Origin of the sequence: Kaistia dalseonensis (assembly GCF_030814715.1) — a bacterium.
In the GTDB taxonomy this organism is placed as follows: Bacteria; Pseudomonadota; Alphaproteobacteria; order Rhizobiales; family Kaistiaceae; genus Kaistia; species Kaistia dalseonensis.
In genome coordinates, this window is sequence record NZ_JAUSVO010000002.1 from 37,657 (window position 1) to 57,713 (window position 20,057).

The following is a 20,057-nucleotide window of genomic DNA, read 5'->3' on the forward strand; positions in this document are numbered from 1 at the left end:
TGTTTCGGCGTATCCGCGTGCACAAAAAAGGGCCGGCACGAGGCCGACCCTTCCAATAGCGCTAAACAACCGGAGAAGCGATCAGGTGTCGCTCTTCGGAGTCAGGATCTGGCGGCCACGATACATGCCGGTCTTCAGATCGACGTGATGCGGACGGCGAAGCTCGCCCGAATTCTTGTCTTCGATATAGGTCGGGCGCTTCAGCGCATCGGCCGAACGACGCATGCCGCGCTTGGACGGCGACGTCTTTCGCTTCGGAACTGCCATTTCAATCTTCCTTCGTCATATGCCGTCAAACCGGCGGTGCGCCACGCGGTCAGGGCATAGCAGCTCAATTTGAATGCGGCCTTATACAGAGATCACCCCGGCTTGACCAGCCGGAACCGCCGAAAAAGATTCGCCGCCTTTGGCCTCACGCCGAGAGCAGATCGAGCTCGGCGAGGATCGCCGCGCCCATCTCCTTGGTGCCGACCCTGGTCGTGCCCTCGGTGAAGATATCGGCGGTGCGCAGGCCCTTGCCGAGCACGCCCGCGATCGCGCGATCGAGCAGGTCGGCTTCGGCACCGAGGCCGAACGAATAGCGCAGCGCCATGGCGAAGGAGGCGATCATCGCGATCGGGTTGGCAACGCCCTTGCCGGCAATATCCGGCGCCGAACCATGCACCGGCTCGTAGAGCGCCTTGCGGCGACCCGTGGTGGCGTCGGGGGCGCCCAGCGAGGCCGACGGCAGCATGCCGAGCGATCCGGTCAGCATGGCGGCGACGTCGGAGAGGATGTCGCCGAAGAGATTGTCGCAGACGATGACGTCATACTGCTTCGGCCGGCGCACGAGTTGCATGGCGCAATTGTCGGCCAGAACGTGCTCGAGCGCGACGTCGGGATATTCTTCCTTGCCGATCTTCGTGACGACCTGGTTCCACAGAACGCCGGACTTCATGACATTGCGCTTCTCGGCCGAGGCGACCTTGCTCGACCGCGTCTTGGCGAGGTCGAAGGCGACACGCGCGATGCGCTCGATCTCGGACGTGGTATAGAGCTGCGTGTCGACGGCGCGCTTCTGGCCGTTCTCGAGCGTCACGATTTCCTTCGGCTCGCCGAAATAGACGCCGCCGGTCAATTCGCGAACGATCAGGATGTCGAGGCCCTCGACAAGCTCACGCTTCAGCGAGGACGCATCGGCGAGCGCCGGATAGCAGATCGCCGGACGGAGATTGGCGAAGAGCTGCAGATCCTTGCGCAGGCGCAGCAGGGCCGCTTCCGGGCGCACATCATAGGGAACGCTGTCCCACTTCGGACCGCCGACCGCGCCGAAGATCACGGCATCGGCCGCGAGCGCTTTGGCCATCGTCTCTTCCGAGACAGCCTTGCCATGGGCGTCATAGGCCGAACCTCCAACGAGGTCCTGCTCATATTCGAATGACGCGACGCCGCGCGCGCCGAACCAGTCGATGACCGTCTTCACCTCGGCCATGATTTCGGTGCCGATGCCGTCACCAGGAAGGAGAAGGAGCTTGTAGCTGGTCATGAGATTTCTCTTGTCGGACGGGTCAGAGAGCGTGGCGATTACGAAGGAGCGATAAAGCCGAGCCGGCCGCTATGCAAGTTCGTTGGCGCAATGAAGAATCAGCCCTTCAGCGCCGTGACCTCGATCTCGACCTTGATCTCCGGATCGACCAGATCGCAGATGACCATGGTCGCCGCCGGCCGTATTTCGGCGAAGAACGCACCGACCACGGAAAACACCGCGTCGACCAGCGCCGCGTCCGTCAGATAATAGTGAACGCGCACCACGTCGGAGAGAGCGAAACCGGCCTCGGCCAGCGCCTTCTCGATCGTGACCATCGTATTGCGTGCCTGCTCCTCCACCGAGGACGGCATCACCATGGTCGAATAGTCATAGCCGGTCGTGCCGGCCACGAAGCACCAGGGTCCTTGAGCGACGGCCCGGGAATATCCGGCCGATTTCTCAAAGGACGATCCTGTCGAAATCAATCGTCGCGTCATTTATTCGGCCTCCCAATAATAAGCCCTGCCTGTAACGGTCTGGAAAGGCAGGCGCACTTGGCGTAGTTAGGCCAGCATGCAGGCCGGCACCAGCCATCATGCCGCAGCCCCGGACATGTTTTGACCGCGCCGCACAATGGCGCTAGAACGAATCTAAATTCTGCGACCAAAAGAGCTTACGTATACGTAAGTTATGAGGAACCCAGCAATGTCGAACGTTGACGCGAAGGTGAGCCGTCCGCTCTCTCCGCATTTGCAGGTCTATCGCTGGCCCATCACCATGACGATGTCGATCGTGCATCGTGTGACGGGCGTTGCGCTCTATTTCGGGACGCTCCTGCTCGCCTGGTGGGTGATCGCCGCGGCGTCCGGCCCGGGCGCCTTCGCTGTTGCCGATGCGGTGTTCGGCTCGTGGATCGGTCGCCTCGTCCTCTTCGGCTACACCTGGGCTCTGGTTCATCACCTGCTCGGCGGGCTTCGCCATTTCATCTGGGATGTCGGCGCCGGTTTCTCCAAGACCGCGCGCGATCGTATCGCATGGGCCAACATCATCGGCTCGGTGGCCTTGACGATTCTGCTTTGGGCCATTGGCCTCGCCATCCGCTGAGGAGCAACGTCATGTCGATGCGCACTCCCCTCGCCAAAGTCCGCGGCCTCGGCTCGGCCAAGGAAGGCACGAGCCAATTCTGGCATCAGCGCCTGACGGCCGTTGCTCTAGCAATCCTGTTGTCCGGCTTCATCATCCTCGTGATCGCGATCGCCGGCCGGCCTTACGAGCAGGTGATCGCAGTCCTCGGCAATCCTTTCGTCAGCCTGCTTCTGGTCCTGATGATCGGCGCTGGTGTCTGGCACATGAAGATCGGCATGCAGGAAATCATCGAGGATTACCTGCATGGCGGCATCAAGCTGATTGCCGTGATCGCCAATAACTTCTTCTCGGTCGCAGTCGGTCTCGCCACTGCGCTCGCCCTTCTCAAGCTCAGCTTCGGAGGCTGACATGGCGGAAGCCAATGGCAGCGCGCCGGCCGTGAATGGCCGCGCCTATCAGTTCATCGACCATACCTTTGACGTCGTCGTCGTCGGCGCCGGCGGCGCAGGCCTTCGCGCAGCGCTCGGCGCGAGCGAGGGCGGGCTGAAGACGGCCTGTATCACCAAGGTTTTCCCTACCCGCTCGCACACTGTGGCTGCGCAGGGCGGCATCTCGGCCGCGCTCGGCAATATGGGCGAGGACGACTGGCGCTTCCACATGTACGACACCGTCAAGGGGTCGGACTGGCTGGGCGATCAGGACGCGATCGAATATCTCGTCCGCAACGCACCCGCTGCCGTCTATGAGCTCGAGCATTTCGGCGTGCCGTTCTCGCGCACCGAAGAGGGCAAGATCTACCAGCGCCCCTTCGGCGGCATGACCACCCATTACGGCAAGGGTCGCGCCCAGCGCACCTGTGCCGCCGCCGACCGCACCGGCCACGCCATCCTGCACACGCTCTATGGCCAGTCGCTGCGGCATGCGTGCGAGTTCTTCATCGAATATTTCGCCATCGACCTGATCATGGAAGATGGCGCCTGTGTCGGCGTCGTCGCGCTTTGCATGGATGACGGCACGATCCATCGCTTCCGCGCCAAGAAGACGATCCTGGCGACTGGCGGCTATGGCCGCGCCTATTTCTCCGCCACCTCGGCCCATACCTGCACCGGCGACGGCGGCGGCATGGTGCTGCGAGCCGGCCTGCCGCTGCAGGACATGGAGTTCGTGCAGTTCCACCCGACCGGCATCTATGGCGCGGGCTGCCTCATCACCGAGGGTGCACGCGGCGAAGGCGGCTATCTCACCAATTCCGAGGGCGAGCGCTTCATGGAGCGCTATGCACCCTCCGCCAAGGACCTGGCGTCGCGCGATGTCGTCTCGCGCGCCATGACGATGGAGATCCGCGAAGGTCGCGGCGTGGGCAAGCTCAAGGACCACATCTTCATCCACCTCGACCATCTCGACCCGGCACTGCTGCATGAGCGCCTGCCGGGAATTTCCGAGAGCGCCAAGATCTTCGCCGGTGTCGACGTCACCAAGGAGCCGATCCCGGTCCTTCCGACGGTCCATTACAACATGGGCGGCATCCCGACGAACTATCACGGCGAGGTGCTGACCAAGGTCCATGGCGACCCGGACAAGATCGTGCCCGGCCTGATGGCTGTCGGCGAAGCGGCTTGCGTTTCGGTCCATGGCGCGAACCGCCTGGGCTCGAACTCGCTGACCGATCTGGTGGTCTTCGGACGCGCGGCGGCGTTGCGCGCCGTCGAGACGATCGACAAGGGCGAAAAGCAGCGCGAGCTTGCGGCCAATGCCGGCGACGCCGCGATGGCCCGGTTCGATCGTCTGCGCTACGCCAATGGCTCGAGCTCGACCGCCGAGCTTCGCGGCCGGATGCAGAAGGTCATGCAGTCGAACTGCGCGGTCTTCCGCACGGGCGACGTGCTGGAAGAGGGCCACACGTTGATCCACGACGTCTGGCAGGGTGCATCCGACATTCGCGTGACGGATCGTTCGCTGGTTTGGAACTCGGACCTGATCGAATCGCTCGAATTCGAGAACCTGATCGTCCAGGCGGTCGTGACGATGGATTCGGCGCTGAACCGGCAGGAATCGCGCGGTGCACACGCCCGCGAAGACTTCCCGAACCGCGACGACGTCAACTGGATGAAGCATTCGCTCGCTTCCATCGACGCCGACAAGAAGACTGTGACGCTCGACGACCGGCCGGTGCACACCTACACGATGTCGAACGACATCGCCTATATCGAGCCCAAGGCTCGCGTGTACTGAGAACGACGATGACGACCGCACCCCTCCCCCAGTCTGGCTATTCGGGACGATCTCTTCCTGAAAAGCTTGGCTTCAAGCCGGGCATGGCGGTCGCTTTCATCGGCTTGCCGGCCGAACTCACGGGCCTCGCCGATTGCGTGACGTTCAAGTCGGTGACACGAACGGCCGACTGGGCGGAACCGATCGGCCCGAGCCAGTCGCTCGACGCGATCCATGCTTTCACCAAAAGCACGGCTGAAATCGTGACCGGCTTGCCGCTCCTTCAGGACGCGATCAAGCGCGACGGAATGGTCTGGGTCTCCTGGCCGAAAAAGGCCTCGAAGGTTCCGACCGACGTCACCGAGGATGCGGTCCGCAATGCGGCGCTCGATCTCGACCTCGTCGACATCAAGGTCGCCGCGATCGATGCGGTCTGGTCCGGACTGAAATTGATGATCCGCAAGGATCGACGCTCCCAATGAAGACGCCTTAAAGGACGATCATGGTCCAGCTCACGCTCCCGAAGAATTCGCAAATCAAGGAAGGCAAGGCTTGGCCGCGTCCGGCCGGTGCCAACAACGTCCGCGAATTCCGCATCTATCGCTGGTCGCCCGATGATGGGCAGAACCCGCATGTCGACAGCTATTTCGTTGATCTCGACGACTGCGGCCCGATGATCCTGGACGCGCTGATCAAGATCAAGAACGAGGTCGACCCGACACTGACGTTCCGCCGCTCCTGTCGCGAAGGCATTTGCGGCTCCTGCGCGATGAATATTGACGGTTCCAACACGCTCGCCTGCACCAAGGGCATCGAGGACGTGAAGGGCCCGGTCAAGATCTACCCGCTGCCGCATATGGAGGTCATCAAGGACCTCGTGCCGGACCTGACCAATTTCTACGCCCAGCACCGTTCGATCGAGCCCTGGCTCAAGACGGCGACGCCGGAGCCGGAGAAGGAATGGCTGCAGAGCCATGGCGATCGCGAGAAGCTCGATGGGCTCTATGAGTGCATTCTCTGCGCCTGCTGCTCGACCTCGTGTCCGAGCTATTGGTGGAATGGCGACCGCTATCTCGGTCCTGCCGTGCTGCTGCAGGCCTATCGCTGGCTGATCGACAGCCGTGACGAAGCGACCGGCGAACGGCTCGACAATCTCGAGGATCCGTTCCGCCTCTATCGCTGCCACACCATCATGAACTGCGCGCAGACCTGCCCGAAGGGCCTCAACCCCGCCAAGGCGATTGCCGAGATCAAGAAGATGATGGTCGAGCGCCGCGTCTGACGCGCCCTGATTTTTGCCAGACTCGAGCGGCGCGGAACCAATCCGCGCCGTTCCCGTTTCCAGCACATCGCGGAAAATGGGAGATTGGCATCATGACCATCAACCAGGACCAACCCTGCTGGAGCGTTGAAGCCGTCCAGCGTCTGCGTGAACTGGCGAATGCCAGATTGCCGCCGGAGATCATCAGCGCGGCCATGCACATCCCCGTGATCGATATTCGACGCAAGGCAGCAGAACTCGGTGTCTCGCTCGAGATCGACCGCGCGACCAACTGACCCGGCCTGCCCTACCCTCTGGTCATCCGCGCGTCGATCGGCATAGGCTGATGCAATCGCAGCGCGCGGAGTGAAGCAGATGGCGATTTTCGATCATGTCGGGATAGCGGTGAGCGACTACTACGCATCGCTCGGCTTCTATGAAAAGGCCCTCGCGCCGCTCGGGATCAAGCTCGTGATGCGGATGCCTGCGGAGATCGGGCAGGCCGGCGCCGGCTTCGGCGAAACGCTGAAGCCGGAATTCTGGATCTGGGAAGGCGGCCGAACCCGCCCGCATGTTCACATCGCCTTCACCGCACCCGATCGCGCCACCGTCGATGCCTTCTACGCTGCCGCGATCGCGGCCGGGGCGACCGATAACGGCCCGCCCGGCGTCCGCGCGCATTACCATGCCAACTACTATGCCGCCTTCGTCCTCGATCCGGACGGACACAATATCGAGGCGGTGTGTCACCAAGCTGCATGAGCCCGCCAAAATCCGCCCGACCCCTACGATACAAGGCTTGTCCATCCCGGCGAGATGCCTTATTGCGCGCACCAAGCATGTCGACGGATCTGGCGTGACGGCGCTTCCTCGAAACTCCTTGGCCGATAGGGCGATGAGTCGCGGCGAAGCCTCGGGCACGGGCAAGGCTCTGGGTGTTGCGGTCTTGAGCTTTGGCTCATCCCTGCCTCAAAGCGGCTCGATTGTGATTTTAGCATGCCGCGAGCGGGGTTTTCGATAATGGAGTCACTCATGCGCCTCAGCCGACTTGCGCCGATGGCACTTGCTCTCGCATTGGCCGGCTGCGGTTCCTTTGGCGCGGTGGGCCTCGGCCCGATGGAACAATCGCGTCCGCCGGAAAGCGATACGCTCCCGCCTGTCGCATCCGCTCCGATCGAGAAGACGACCCTTCCGCCTCCGCCCGGCGTGACCGCAACGACCGCGCCGAATTCTGCTCCGCTTCCGCCCACGACCGATGCCAACGGCCAGCCCCTGCCCGGCACGCCGACGGCACCCGGGGCGACCACGACCGCCGCGGCGCCTCCCGTGTCGACCGGGCCCAGCACCGCATCGGGCGCCGAACTCGGCCGCACCGATCTGCTCGGCGGCTGGACGCTGACTTCGGGCTCCGAGAGCTGCCAGCTGTTCATGACGCTGACGAGCTGGACCGGCGGATATCGCGCCTCGACGCGAGGCTGCCAGTCGCCGACCTTGAAGTCGATCTCTGCCTGGAGCCTTTCGGGCAGCAATGTCGTGCTTTCCGGCAATGGCGGGGCGCCCGTCGCCAATCTGTCGTCGGCTGGTGGTAACCGCTTCAACGGTCAGACGACGTCATCACAACCCGTCTCCTTCTACCGCTAAGGATCGGGACGAGGCAGGGAGATCGGTCGGATGAGCGAGGGCCTTCCGGTCGCCTCCCGTGTTACCGACGGCTATGACGAACTCGTCCGCAAGGGCGCGATCGAGGACGATCCGGCACAGCGCGCCCTGGTCGCCAAGCTCGACGGCCTGAACCAGCGCGTCGCAGCCGGCCGGCTCGCCAACAAGTCGAGCGCACTCGGCTGGCTCTTCGGCCGCCGCGCCAGCGCCGCCGATCATGTCCGTGGTCTCTACATCTATGGCGATGTCGGCCGCGGCAAGACCATGCTGATGGACCTCTTCTTCGAGCGCGCCGCGACGGAGAAGAAGCGCCGCGCCCATTTCAACGACTTCATGGCCGACGTGCACGCGCGCGTGTTCAAGGCGCGCGAGGCGATCAAGTCGGGCGCGCTCAAGAACCCCGACCCGATCCCACCCGTCGCCGCCGATATCGCCGCCGACGCCCAGCTCCTCTGCTTTGACGAATTCACCGTCACCGACATTGCCGATGCGATGATCCTGGGCCGGCTCTTTACCCAGCTCTTCGCCAAAGGCGTCGTGATGGTCGCGACCTCGAATGTCGCCCCCGACGATCTCTACCGCGACGGCATTAATCGCAGCCACTTCCTCCCCTTCATCCATCTGCTGAAGGAGCGCGAGGAGATCATCCATCTCGGAGCGCGCACGGATTTCCGCCAGGAGAAGACCGATCGCGCCGCGATCTACCTGACCCCCCTCGGTCCCGAGGCCGACGCAGCCCTCGATGCCGCGTGGCTCCGCCTGACCGGCACGAGGAGAGGCCCTTCGTCGACGCTGACGGTGCTCGGACGCGAGGTGACCGTGCCGCAATCCGCGCGCGGCGTCGCCCGTTTCACCTTCGACGATCTCTGCGCGAAGCCGCTCGGCGCCAGCGACTATCTCGCCATCGCCCACAGCTTCGACACGGTGATCCTGGATCACGTTCCGGTGATGGGGGAAGCCAATCGCAACGAGGCCAAACGCTTCATCACGCTGATCGACGCGCTTTATGACGGGCACGTCAAGCTGATCGTGTCGGCCGCTGCGGAGCCGGAAGGGCTCTATGGCGCTGAAAGCGGCACCGAGGCGTTCGAGTTTGCCCGCACCGCATCCAGACTGGTGGAAATGCGATCGCACGACTATCTCAAGCTACCGCATCGCGGATTTATCGCGGAGACATGACGTTTACGTAAACTGCGGATAAATATTATGAATTTCCGCTGGCATTGTTTTTCTTCGGCTTGCGCGCTTTATCCAATCGCGTTATCCCACGCGCGTTCCGGCCGCCATACGACTGTGGACCTTACGTTCAGGTAACCTCCATCGGGAGAATTTGCACATGGCTCGAGCCAAGATTGCTTTGATCGGATCCGGTCAGATCGGCGGCACGCTCGCCCTTCTCGCGGGCATCAAGGAACTGGGCGACATCGTTCTGTTCGACATTGCCGACGGCGTTCCCCAGGGCAAGGCGCTCGACATCGCCGAAGCGTCCCCGGTCGAAGGGTTTGATGCCGCCTATTCCGGCGCGTCATCCTATGCGGCCATCCAGGATGCCGACGTTGTCATCGTAACGGCCGGCGTGCCGCGCAAGCCCGGCATGAGCCGAGACGATCTGCTCGGCATCAACCTCCAGGTGATGGAGCAGGTCGGCGCCGGCATCAAGAAATATGCCCCGAACGCTTTCGTCATCTGCATCACCAACCCGCTCGACGCGATGGTCTGGGCGCTGCAGAAGTTCTCGGGCCTGCCCGCCTCCAAGGTCGTCGGCATGGCCGGCGTGCTCGACAGCGCCCGCTTCCGCTATTTCCTCGCCGAGGAATTCAAGGTCTCGGTCGAGGACGTGACGGCCTTCGTGCTCGGCGGCCATGGCGACACGATGGTGCCGCTGATCCGCTATTCGACGGTTGCCGGCATCCCGCTCACCGACCTCGTCAAGCTTGGCTGGATCGAGAAGGGCCGCCTGGAAGAGATCGTCCAGCGCACGCGCGACGGCGGCGCCGAGATCGTCAACCTGCTGAAGACCGGCTCGGCCTTCTACGCCCCGGCCGCCTCGGCGATCGTGATGGCGGAGAGCTATCTCAAGGACAAGAAGCGCGTCCTTCCGGCCGCCGCCTATCTCGATGGCCAGTACGGCATCAAGGGCCGTTACATCGGCGTCCCGATCGTGATCGGCGCCAATGGCGTCGAGCGCATCATCGAGATCGAGCTGAACAAGGCCGAGCAGGTCATGTTCGACAAGTCGGTTGCGTCGGTCGAGAGCCTCGTCGACGCCTGCGTGAAGATCGCCCCGGCGCTCGGCGCCTGATTTAAGACCCCAGCCCCAAAGGCGGTACTCATGAATATCCACGAATATCAGGCGAAGGCGGTGCTGAAGGAATTCGGCGCCCCCGTCTCCCGCGGCGTAGCGATCTTCTCCGCTGCCGAAGCTGAAGCCGCTGCGCGCGAACTCGGCGGCCCGCTCTGGGTCGTCAAGTCGCAGATCCATGCCGGCGGTCGCGGCAAGGGCAAGTTCAAGGAAGAAGCAGCCGGCGAGAAGGGCGGCGTCCGCCTCGCCAAGTCGATCGAGGAAGTGAAGGCGTTTGCGAGCCAGATGCTCGGCAATACGCTCGTCACCGTGCAGACCGGCCCGGCCGGCAAGCAGGTCAACCGCCTCTATGTCGAGGACGGCTCCGACATCGAGAAGGAGTTCTACCTCTCGATCCTCGTCGATCGCGCCACCTCGCGCATCTCCTTCGTCGTCTCGACGGAAGGCGGCATGGATATCGAGGAAGTCGCGCATTCGTCGCCCGAGAAGATCAAGACCTTCTCCGTCGATCCCGCGACCGGCATCATGCCGCATCACGGCCTGACGGTCGCCAAGGCGCTCGGCCTCTCCGGCGCGCTCGCCAAGCAGGCCAACGACGTCGTCGCGAAGCTCTATACCGCCTTTGTCGCCAAGGACATGGCGATGCTGGAAGTGAACCCGCTGATCGTCACCAAGGACGGCAACCTCAAGGTTCTCGACGCCAAGGTCTCGTTCGACTCGAACTCGCTCTATCGCCATCCCGATATCGTCGCGCTCCGCGACGAGACGGAAGAAGACGCGAAGGAGATCGAGGCCTCCAAGTTCGACCTGGCCTATATCGCGCTCGACGGCACGATCGGCTGCATGGTCAACGGCGCTGGCCTCGCCATGGCGACGCTCGACATCATCCAGCTCTATGGCGAAAGCCCGGCCAACTTCCTCGACGTCGGTGGCGGCGCCTCGGAAGAGAAGGTCACGGCGGCTTTCAAGATCATCACCTCGGATCCGAAGGTGAAGGGCATCCTCGTCAACATCTTCGGCGGCATCATGAAGTGCGACGTCATCGCACGCGGCGTCATCGCCGCGGTGAAGACAGTCGGCCTCAAGGTTCCGCTCGTGGTTCGCCTGGAAGGCACCAATGTCGAGGAAGGCAAGACGATCATCCGCGAGAGCGGCCTGAACGTCATTCCCGCCGATGACCTCGACGATGCCGCCCAGAAGATCGTCAAGGCCGTGAAGGAAGCTGTCTGATGTCCATCCTGATCGACAAGAATACCAAGCTCATCACGCAGGGCTTCACCGGCAAGAACGGCACGTTCCACTCCGAGCAGGCCATCGCCTTCGGCACCAAGGTCGTCGGCGGTACGTCGCCCGGCAAGGGCGGCTCGACCCATCTCGGCCTGCCGGTGTTCGATACCGTTGCCGAAGCCCGCGAAGCGACCGGCGCCGACGCGTCGGTGATCTACGTCCCGCCGCCCGGCGCCGCCGACGCGATCTGCGAGGCGATCGACGCCGAGATCCCGCTCATCGTCTGCATCACCGAGGGCATTCCCGTCCTCGACATGGTGAAGGTGAAGCGCGCGCTGTCGGGCTCGAAGTCGCGCCTGATCGGGCCGAACTGCCCCGGTATCGTCACGGCCGGGCAATCGAAGATCGGCATCATGCCGGCGAATATCTTCAAGACCGGATCCGTCGGCATCGTTTCGCGCTCTGGCACGTTGACCTATGAGGCTGTCTTCCAGACCTCGAACGAAGGTCTCGGCCAGACGACTGCGGTCGGTATTGGTGGTGATCCTGTCAAGGGAACCGAATTCATCGACGTTTTGGAAATGTTCCTGGCCGATGATGCTACGCAGTCGATCGTCATGATCGGCGAAATCGGCGGATCGGCTGAGGAAGACGCGGCACAGTTCTTGAAGGACGAAGCCAAGCGTGGCCGCAAGAAGCCGATGGTCGGGTTCATCGCCGGCCGCACGGCACCTCCGGGACGTCGCATGGGCCATGCCGGTGCGATCATCTCGGGCGGCAAGGGCGGCGCCGAGGACAAGATCGCGGCGATGGAAGCTGCGGGGATAAGGGTTTCGCCTTCGCCCGCTCGCCTTGGAAAGACCTTGGTTGAGGTCTTGAAGGGATAGACTGGAAGGCCGACATTCGGGGGCGAATGTCGGAGACATTATCGGGTGCGCGGCGAGGGCGCCGCGCGGATCAAGGAGAGAGGGGCGACGTGCTCCTCGCATCACCATGGCACGCGAGCAAGCCAACTCGGCCTTAGCAACCTCATCCTTCCTTTATGGCGGCAATGCCGCCTATATCGAAGATCTGTATGCCCGCTACCAGAGCGATCCGGCTTCGGTCGACGCCGAATGGCAGGATTTTTTCGCCGCCCTCAAGGATGATCCCAGTGCGGTCGTCGCGGAAGCCCGCGGCGCCACCTGGACGAAGCCGAACTGGCCGATCCATGCGAATGGCGAACTCGTCTCCGCGATGGACGGCAATTGGGGACAGATCGAGAAGATCGTCACCGACAAGCTGAAGGCGAAGGCGCAGGATGCGGCCAAGGCTGCGCCCACCGCCGCCCCCGTTTCGGAAGCCGCTATCCTGCAGGCGACGCGCGATTCCGTCCGCGCGATCATGATGATCCGCGCCTATCGCATGCGCGGCCATCTGCATGCCGATCTCGACCCGCTGCATATCGCGACATCGGGCGATCACGAGGAGCTTCACCCCTCCTCCTACGGCTTCACCGAGGCCGACTATTCGCGCAAGATCTTCATCGACAACGTGCTCGGGCTCGAATTCGCCACCATCCCCGAGATGCTGGAGATTCTGAAGCGCACCTATTGCTCGACGCTCGGCGTCGAGTTCATGCACATTTCCGATCCGGTCGAGAAGGCTTGGATCCAGGGCCGCATCGAGGGGCCCGATAAGGCGATCACCTTCACGCCCGAGGGCAAGAAGGCGATCCTGAACAAGCTGATCGAGGCCGAGGGCTTCGAGAAGTTCCTCGATGTGAAGTTCACCGGCACCAAGCGCTTCGGCCTTGACGGCGCCGAGGGGCTCATCCCGGCGCTCGAGCAGATCATCAAGCGCGGCGGCAATCTCGGCGTGCAGGAAATCGTCGTCGGCATGGCCCATCGCGGCCGCCTGAACGTCCTGACCCAGGTGCTCGCCAAGCCGCATCGCGCGCTCTTCCACGAGTTCAAGGGCGGCTCCTACGCACCTGACGACGTCGAGGGTTCGGGCGACGTGAAGTACCATCTCGGTGCTTCGTCGGACCGCGAGTTCGACGGCAACAAGGTGCACTTGTCGCTGACGGCCAATCCTTCACATCTCGAGATCGTCGATCCCGTCGTGCTCGGCAAGGCGCGCGCCAAGCAGGATATCCATCAGGACTACATCCGCACCGGCACGCTGCCGCTGCTGATCCATGGCGACGCGGCCTTTGCCGGCCAGGGTGTCGTTGCCGAGTGCTTCGGCCTTTCCGGCCTGAAGGGACACCGCACCGGCGGCTCAATCCACTTCATCGTCAACAACCAGATCGGTTTCACGACCAATCCGCGCTTCTCGCGGTCTTCGCCCTATCCGTCCGACGTCGCCAAGATGATCGAGGCGCCGATCTTCCACGTGAATGGCGACGATCCCGAAGCAGTCGTCTACGCCGCCAAGATCGCGATCGAATTCCGGCAGAAGTTCCACAAGCCGGTCGTGATCGACATGTTCTGCTATCGCCGCTTCGGTCACAACGAAGGCGACGAGCCGGCGTTCACCCAGCCGCTGATGTACAAGAACATCCGCAATCATCCCGCGATCGTCGAGATCTATTCGGCGAAGCTGATTGCCGAAGGTCTGGTGACGGCCGAAGAAGTCGAGACGGCCAAGGCCGCCTGGCGTTCCAAGCTCGAGATCGAGTTCGAGGCGGGCCAATCCTACAAGCCGAACAAGGCCGACTGGCTGGACGGCGTCTGGTCGGGTCTCAAGGTCGCCAACGAGGATGACGAGCCGCGTCGCGGCAAGACGGGCCTCGACATCAACGAACTGAAGCGGATCGGCGCCAAGCTGACCGAGGTGCCGTCGGACTTCCATGTCCATCGCACCGTTCAGCGTTTCCTCGACAACCGCAAGAAGGCGATCGAGACAGGCGTCGGCATCGATTGGGCCACAGCAGAGGCGCTCGCCTTCGCGACGCTGACCGTCGAGGGCCATCCGGTCCGCCTGTCGGGTCAGGATGTCGAGCGCGGCACCTTCTCGCAGCGCCATTCGGTGCTCTACGACCAGGAAAACGAAGAGCGCTTCATCCCGCTCAACAATATCCAGGAAGGCCAGGCCCGTTACGAGGTCATCAATTCGATGCTCTCGGAAGAGGCCGTGCTCGGTTTCGAATATGGCTACTCGCTGTCCCAGCCGAACGCGCTGACGCTGTGGGAAGCCCAGTTCGGCGACTTTGCCAACGGTGCTCAGGTCGTGTTCGACCAGTTCATCTCGTCGGGCGAGCGCAAGTGGCTGCGCATGTCGGGCCTCGTCTGCCTGTTGCCGCATGGCTATGAGGGCCAGGGTCCGGAGCATTCCTCGGCCCGCCTCGAGCGCTATCTGCAGATGTGCGCCGAAGACAACATGCAGGTCGCCAACGTCACGACGCCGGCGAACTACTTCCACATCCTGCGCCGGCAGTTGAACCGCGATATCCGCAAGCCGCTGATCCTGATGACGCCGAAGTCGCTTCTGCGCCACAAGAGGGCCATCTCGCATATCGCCCAGTTCGGACCGATCAGCTCCTTCCATCGCCTGCTCTGGGACGACGCGGAATTCCTGAAGGACGAGCCGATCAAGCTCGTTCCCGACGACAAGATCCGTCGCGTCGTGTTGACGGCCGGCAAGGTCTATTACGACCTCTATGAAGAGCGCGAGAAGCGCGGCATCAACGACGTCTATCTGCTGCGCGTCGAACAGCTCTATCCGTTCCCGCTCAAGGCGCTCGTCGCCGAGCTCGGCCGCTTCAAGAATGCCGAGATCGTCTGGTGCCAGGAAGAGCCGAAGAATCAGGGCTCCTGGTCCTTCGTCGAACCCAATCTGGAATGGGTGCTCAATCAGGTGGGTGGCGCGGCCAGCCGCGCCCGCTATGCCGGTCGACCGGCATCGGCGGCGACCGCGACGGGCCTGATGTCCAAGCATCTGGCTCAATTGAGCGCCTTCCTCGAAGACGCACTCGCTTAAGAAATCGGGCGGCGCTTGGCGCCGCCCTTCTTTATCCACGCCAGTCGCAGAACTGGAACAGTCCCAAGAAATCGAACGGCAGAGACTAGAGCCATGGCAACCGAAATCCGCGTACCTACCCTCGGCGAATCCGTGACCGAGGCGACGATCGGGCGCTGGTTCAAGAAGGTCGGCGATGCCGTCGCCGTCGATGAGCCGCTCGTTGAGCTGGAGACCGACAAGGTCACCATCGAGGTTCCCTCGCCCGCCGCTGGCGTGATCGAGGCTTTTGCCGCGAATGACGGCGATACGGTCGGCGTTGGCGCACTGCTCGGTACGATTGCCGAGGGTGCTGGCGCCGCGAAGCCGGCTGCCAAGGCCGAGGCTCCCAAGGCCCCTGCGCCGGCTCCCGTCGCCGCGCCCACCGCTCCGGCCCCTGCCGCAGCGCCTGCCAAGACCGTCGCCGCCGGTGCAAACGGCCCGGCCGTCGCCAAGCTCGCAGCCGAAACCGGCGTCGATCCGTCGGGCGTCGCAGGCTCCGGCAAGGATGGCCGCGTCACCAAGGGCGACCTGCTCGGCGCGATTGCCGCTGGCGCGACCGCGCCGGTCGCCGCACCGGCCGCTCCGGTCCAGCTCCGTGCCCCCTCGCCGGCTGACGATGCGGCGCGCGAAGAGCGCGTGCGCATGACCAAGCTGCGCCAGACGATCGCCCGCCGCCTGAAGGACGCGCAGAACACCGCCGCCATGCTCACGACCTTCAACGAGGTCGACATGAGCGCGGTCATGGCTCTGCGCAGCCAGTACAAGGATATCTTCGAGAAGAAGCACGGCGCAAAGCTCGGCTTCATGGGCTTCTTCGTGAAGGCCGTGATCCAGGCGCTGAAGGACATCCCGGCGGTGAACGCCGAGATCGACGGCACCGATCTCGTCTACAAGAACTATTACCACATCGGCATCGCGGTCGGCACCGACAAGGGCCTCGTCGTGCCGGTGGTCCGTGACGCCGACCAGCTCTCGCTCGCCGGAATCGAGAAGACGATCGCTGGCTACGGCAAGCGCGCCCGCGACGGACAGCTCAAGATCGACGAGATGCAGGGCGGCACCTTCACGATCACCAATGGCGGCATCTACGGTTCGCTGATGTCGACGCCGATCCTGAACGCGCCGCAGTCCGGCATTCTCGGCATGCACAAGATCCAGGAGCGGCCGATGGTCATCGGCGGCAAGATCGAGATCCGCCCGATGATGTATCTGGCGCTTTCCTATGATCACCGCGTCGTCGACGGCAAGGAAGCCGTGACCTTCCTCGTTCGCGTCAAGGAGAGCCTGGAAGATCCGCAGCGGATCATCCTCGACCTCTGAGGACGGAATTCCATGATGATCGTCGGCGTTCAATCCTGATGCCGACGATCGCAATCGTAGATGGGGTCAGGATCGTCCTTTATCCCAAAGATCATCTGCCGCCGCATCTTCACGCCATCTTTGCGGGTTTTGAGGCGCAGATATCGATCGCTACGGGCGATACATTGCAGGGATCTCTCCCACGCGACAAAGCCAAGTCGATCCGCGCGTGGCTGCTGGCGCATCAAGGCGAAGTTGCCCATATTTGGGAAGAACTTCGCGCCGGGCGCTTTGGTGGAGGCATGATCGAATGAAAAGCTATCGCATCGTCTCCGTCGAGCCCGTTCGCTATCCGGTGCTGAACGTGACCTTCGACGATGGCCTGGCAGGCGAACTCGATCTGACTGGCGACATCGACAATGGCACGCTATTCGAGCCACTCAAGGATCGATCATTCTTCGACAAGGTCTCGATTGGCGAGAACGGTCGCGCCGTCGGCTGGAACCTCGACCATGTCGGACATGAGATCGACTTGGGAGCCGATAGTATACGGATCGATCTCGAAACCCGAATAGTCCATGAACTGGCCGAGCGCTTCAGATCCCAGCGCACGGCTGCCGAATAACCCTTTCCTGGTCAGCATAATTTCATGTCCTACGATCTCATCGTTATCGGTTCCGGCCCGGGCGGCTATGTCGGTGCCATCAAGGCGGCTCAGCTCGGGCTGAAGGTCGCCGTCGTCGAGAAGCGCGCCACCTATGGCGGCACCTGCCTCAATATCGGCTGCATCCCGTCCAAGGCGCTGCTGCATGCCTCTGAGATGTTCGAGGAAGTCGGCCATCTCGGCGCGCTTGGCGTCAAGGTCGCGCCGCCGGAGCTGGACCTCGGCGCCATGCTCGCCCACAAGGACGCGACGGTTAAGTCAAACGTCGAGGGCGTCGCCTTCCTGTTCAAGAAGAACAAGATCGACGGCTATATCGGCACCGGATCGATCCTTGCTCCCGGCAAGGTGCTGGTGACGAAGGAAGACGGCCAGACCGAGACGCTGGAAGCCAAATCGATCGTCATTGCGACCGGTTCGGATTCCGCTCCCCTCCCCGGCGTGACCATCGACGAGAAGCGCATCGTCACCTCGACCGGCGCTCTGGAACTCGACAAGGTTCCCGGCAAGCTGCTGGTCGTCGGTGCCGGCGTCATCGGCCTCGAGCTCGGCTCGGTCTGGCGTCGCCTCGGTGCCGAGGTGACAGTGGTCGAATTCCTCGATCGCATCCTGCCCGGCATGGATGGCGAAGTCGCCAAGCAGTTCCAGCGCCTGCTGCAGAAGCAGGGCTTCGCCTTCAAGCTCGGCACCAAGGTCACGGCCGTCGACACCAGCGGCGAAACGCTGAAGGTCACCGTCGAGCCCGCCAAGGGTGGTGAAGGCGCCGCCGAGACGCTGGAGGCCGATGTCGTGCTCGTCGCGATCGGCCGTCGTCCCTACACCGAAGGTCTTGGCCTCGAAGCGGTCGGTGTCGAGCTCGACGAGCGCAAGCGCGTCAAGGTCGACGGCCATTATCAGACCAATGTCCCCGGCATCTACGCGATCGGCGACGTCATCGCCGGCCCGATGCTGGCGCATAAGGGCGAGGATGAAGGCGTCGCGGTCGCCGAGATCATCGCCGGACAGGCCGGCCATGTGAACTACGCGGCGATCCCGAGCGTCGTCTATACGAGCCCGGAAGTCGCGACCGTGGGCAAGACCGAGGAAGAGCTGAAGGCGGCGGGCATCGACTACAAGGTCGGCAAGTTTCCCTTCTCCGCCAATGGCCGCGCTCGCGCCATGCTGGCGACCGATGGCTTCGTCAAGATCCTGTCCGACGCCAAGACTGACCAGATCCTCGGCGGCCATATCGTCGGCAAGGGCGCCGGCGAGATGATCCACGAAATCGTGGTGGCGATGGAGTTCGTCGGCTCCGCGGAAGATCTGGGCCGCTCGACCCATGCGCACCCGACCATGTCGGAGAGCGTCAAGGAGGCAGCGCTCGCCGCCTGGTTCAAGCCGATCCATATGTGATCGCAGCCTGTTTCCGCAGTAAAGCAAAGGGCGGCTCCCGGCGGGCCGCCCTTTTCGTTTGGGGGCATTGCCGCGATCCGATGCAGGGCAGGCACGGGCGCCGAAGATTCGGGCTTGATCGGCATGGCCGAAGCCCTTAACCAGACCAGCCCTTTCCCCGAAACCGATCCACTTTTTCCGGAGCCCTCGACATGGCAGCCTGCGGCCTCGATTTCGGCACGTCCAATACGACGCTGGGCATAGCATCCGCGCAGCCCGAACTCGTCCCGCTGGAAGGCGGCGACGTCACCGTGCCGAGCGCCATCTTCTATGCCCGCGACGCCGCGCCGTTGGTCGGCCGTGCTGCCATCCGCGCTTATGTCGACGGCAATGACGGCCGCCTGATGCGCAGCCTGAAATCCGTGCTCGGCAATCCGCTGATCGACGAGACGACGCAGGTCGGCCGCGCGCGCGTCGGCTTCCGCTCGGTCATTGCCCATTTCATCGCGGTGATGAAGCGCCGTGCCGAGGCGGCATCAGGCCATGAGATCGAGGCCGTCGTGCATGGCCGCCCGGTCCATTTCGTCGATGGCGACGCCGCTGGCGACAGCAAGGCGGAGGATTCGCTGCGCAAGATCGCCCACGAGGTTGGCTTCTCCGAGATATCCTTCCAGTATGAGCCGATCGCGGCGGCGCTCGATTATGAGCGGCAGGTGAATGCCGAGGAGGTCGCGCTCATCGCCGATATTGGCGGCGGCACATCGGATTTCTCCATCGTCCGCATCGGGCCCGAACGGCGCGGCCGCGCCGAACGCGTCGACGATATCCTGGCCAATGACGGCATCCGCGTCGGCGGCACCGATTTTGACAAGCAGCTCAGCCTCGGCACGGTCATGCCGCTGCTCGGCTTCGGCAGCGGCATGAAGCGCGCCGGCCTGCCCGTGCCATCGGGCTATTTCCACGACCTCGCGACCTGGTCGACGATCAACCGGCTCTATGAGCGCGGTGTCATGCACCAGTTGCAGGAGGTGCGCCGCGACGCCGCCCACCCCGAGCTCATCGCGCGGCTGATTCATGTCGTCGATGAGCGCGGTGGCCACAGGCTCGCCATCGATGTCGAGGGCGCCAAGATCGCACTCTCCGACGAGCCGAAGGTGCAATTGCTGCTCGATTGGGTCGAGCGCGGCCTGGCAAGCGCGATCGATCGCGAGACGCTGGTTCGCCAGACAGAGAACCTCGCCGGCCGCATTGCCGACCGCATCGGCGATTGCCTGCGCGATGCCGGGCTGAAGGCCGACCAGATCGATGCCGTCTTCCTCACCGGCGGATCGACGCGCCTCGCTCACGTCCATGCAGCGATCCTGGCGACGGTCCCCGAGGCGCGGGTGGTCGATGGCGATACATTCGGATCGGTCGGCATGGGCCTCACCATCGAAGCGGCGAACCGCTATGGCCGCGCGGCCTGACCATCATGACGCCCCGCTCGCAG

General features: G+C 63.4%; 21 protein-coding genes. 18 read left to right on the plus strand and 3 right to left on the minus strand.

The features are described 5' to 3' along the window. Positions 1-81: 81 nt before the first annotated feature. The 3 genes from rpmF to QO014_RS06360 all read right to left on the minus strand — a co-directional run bounded on the left by rpmF (position 82) and on the right by QO014_RS06360 (position 2,004). Positions 82-267 carry a 50S ribosomal protein L32 gene (gene rpmF / locus QO014_RS06350; RefSeq protein WP_266347836.1) on the minus strand — a complete coding sequence of 62 codons (186 nt, stop codon included), beginning with the start codon at positions 265-267 and terminating at the stop codon, positions 82-84. A gap of 145 nt (positions 268-412) precedes the next feature. Continuing rightward, entirely contained in the window at positions 413-1,525 is a 1,113-nt protein-coding gene (gene leuB / locus QO014_RS06355; RefSeq protein WP_266347837.1) for a 3-isopropylmalate dehydrogenase, read from the minus strand. 98 nt (positions 1,526-1,623) lie between these two features. Beyond that, on the minus strand, positions 1,624-2,004 hold the full coding sequence (locus tag QO014_RS06360; protein ID WP_266347838.1) for a RidA family protein: 381 nt from the start codon (positions 2,002-2,004) through the stop codon (positions 1,624-1,626). Positions 2,005-2,212: 208 nt separating this feature from the next. Between QO014_RS06360 and sdhC the strand changes: the two genes are divergently transcribed. From sdhC to QO014_RS06450, 18 genes are all read left to right on the plus strand, one after another. Next, complete coding sequence (sdhC, locus tag QO014_RS06365) at positions 2,213-2,611, plus strand: succinate dehydrogenase, cytochrome b556 subunit (RefSeq protein WP_266347839.1); 399 nt, start codon at positions 2,213-2,215, stop codon at positions 2,609-2,611. 17 nt (positions 2,612-2,628) lie between these two features. Then, on the plus strand, positions 2,629-3,000 hold the full coding sequence (sdhD, locus tag QO014_RS06370; RefSeq protein WP_266348595.1) for a succinate dehydrogenase, hydrophobic membrane anchor protein: 372 nt from the start codon (positions 2,629-2,631) through the stop codon (positions 2,998-3,000). 1 nt (position 3,001) lies between these two features. After that, positions 3,002-4,825 (plus strand): succinate dehydrogenase flavoprotein subunit, encoded by a 1,824-nt coding sequence (gene sdhA, locus QO014_RS06375; RefSeq protein WP_266347840.1) that lies wholly within the window; start codon positions 3,002-3,004, stop codon positions 4,823-4,825. Between the two features lie 8 nt (positions 4,826-4,833). Next, a complete protein-coding gene (locus QO014_RS06380) occupies positions 4,834-5,286 on the plus strand; it encodes a DUF3052 domain-containing protein (protein ID WP_266347841.1) in 453 nt (150 codons plus the stop codon). Positions 5,287-5,306: 20 nt separating this feature from the next. After that, positions 5,307-6,086: a succinate dehydrogenase iron-sulfur subunit gene (locus QO014_RS06385; RefSeq protein WP_266347842.1), complete on the plus strand. Its 780-nt coding sequence runs from the start codon at positions 5,307-5,309 to the stop codon at positions 6,084-6,086. 92 nt (positions 6,087-6,178) lie between these two features. Next, the gene (locus QO014_RS06390; RefSeq protein ID WP_266347843.1) at positions 6,179-6,361 is read left to right on the plus strand and encodes a hypothetical protein; all 183 of its coding nucleotides are present in this window, start codon (positions 6,179-6,181) and stop codon (positions 6,359-6,361) included. A gap of 85 nt (positions 6,362-6,446) precedes the next feature. Then, a complete protein-coding gene (locus tag QO014_RS06395) occupies positions 6,447-6,827 on the plus strand; it encodes a VOC family protein (protein ID WP_266348596.1) in 381 nt (126 codons plus the stop codon). A 270-nt stretch (positions 6,828-7,097) separates the two neighbouring features. Beyond that, on the plus strand, positions 7,098-7,706 hold the full coding sequence (locus QO014_RS06400) for an AprI/Inh family metalloprotease inhibitor (protein WP_266347844.1): 609 nt from the start codon (positions 7,098-7,100) through the stop codon (positions 7,704-7,706). Between the two features lie 30 nt (positions 7,707-7,736). Continuing rightward, on the plus strand, positions 7,737-8,903 hold the full coding sequence (gene zapE, locus QO014_RS06405) for a cell division protein ZapE (RefSeq protein ID WP_266347845.1): 1,167 nt from the start codon (positions 7,737-7,739) through the stop codon (positions 8,901-8,903). 157 nt (positions 8,904-9,060) lie between these two features. Further along, the gene (gene mdh, locus QO014_RS06410; protein WP_266347846.1) at positions 9,061-10,026 is read left to right on the plus strand and encodes a malate dehydrogenase; all 966 of its coding nucleotides are present in this window, start codon (positions 9,061-9,063) and stop codon (positions 10,024-10,026) included. Positions 10,027-10,056: 30 nt separating this feature from the next. Next, positions 10,057-11,256, plus strand: a complete 1,200-nt coding sequence (gene sucC, locus QO014_RS06415) for an ADP-forming succinate--CoA ligase subunit beta (RefSeq protein WP_266347847.1) — start codon at positions 10,057-10,059, stop codon at positions 11,254-11,256. Further along, a complete protein-coding gene (gene sucD / locus QO014_RS06420) occupies positions 11,256-12,140 on the plus strand; it encodes a succinate--CoA ligase subunit alpha (RefSeq protein ID WP_266347848.1) in 885 nt (294 codons plus the stop codon). The genes sucC and sucD overlap by 1 nt, the downstream gene beginning before the upstream one ends. 106 nt (positions 12,141-12,246) lie before the next feature. Beyond that, the gene (locus tag QO014_RS06425; protein WP_266347849.1) at positions 12,247-15,216 is read left to right on the plus strand and encodes a 2-oxoglutarate dehydrogenase E1 component; all 2,970 of its coding nucleotides are present in this window, start codon (positions 12,247-12,249) and stop codon (positions 15,214-15,216) included. Positions 15,217-15,309: 93 nt separating this feature from the next. Continuing rightward, on the plus strand, positions 15,310-16,557 hold the full coding sequence (gene odhB / locus QO014_RS06430; RefSeq protein WP_266347850.1) for a 2-oxoglutarate dehydrogenase complex dihydrolipoyllysine-residue succinyltransferase: 1,248 nt from the start codon (positions 15,310-15,312) through the stop codon (positions 16,555-16,557). Between the two features lie 38 nt (positions 16,558-16,595). Continuing rightward, the gene (locus QO014_RS06435) at positions 16,596-16,850 is read left to right on the plus strand and encodes a DUF4160 domain-containing protein (protein ID WP_266347851.1); all 255 of its coding nucleotides are present in this window, start codon (positions 16,596-16,598) and stop codon (positions 16,848-16,850) included. Further along, positions 16,847-17,161, plus strand: a complete 315-nt coding sequence (locus QO014_RS06440) for a DUF2442 domain-containing protein (RefSeq protein WP_266347852.1) — start codon at positions 16,847-16,849, stop codon at positions 17,159-17,161. The genes QO014_RS06435 and QO014_RS06440 overlap by 4 nt, the downstream gene beginning before the upstream one ends. 24 nt (positions 17,162-17,185) lie before the next feature. Further along, positions 17,186-18,589 carry a dihydrolipoyl dehydrogenase gene (gene lpdA / locus QO014_RS06445; RefSeq protein WP_266347853.1) on the plus strand — a complete coding sequence of 468 codons (1,404 nt, stop codon included), beginning with the start codon at positions 17,186-17,188 and terminating at the stop codon, positions 18,587-18,589. 191 nt (positions 18,590-18,780) lie between these two features. Further along, the gene (locus QO014_RS06450) at positions 18,781-20,034 is read left to right on the plus strand and encodes an Hsp70 family protein (RefSeq protein WP_266347854.1); all 1,254 of its coding nucleotides are present in this window, start codon (positions 18,781-18,783) and stop codon (positions 20,032-20,034) included. Positions 20,035-20,057 lie beyond the last annotated feature (23 nt).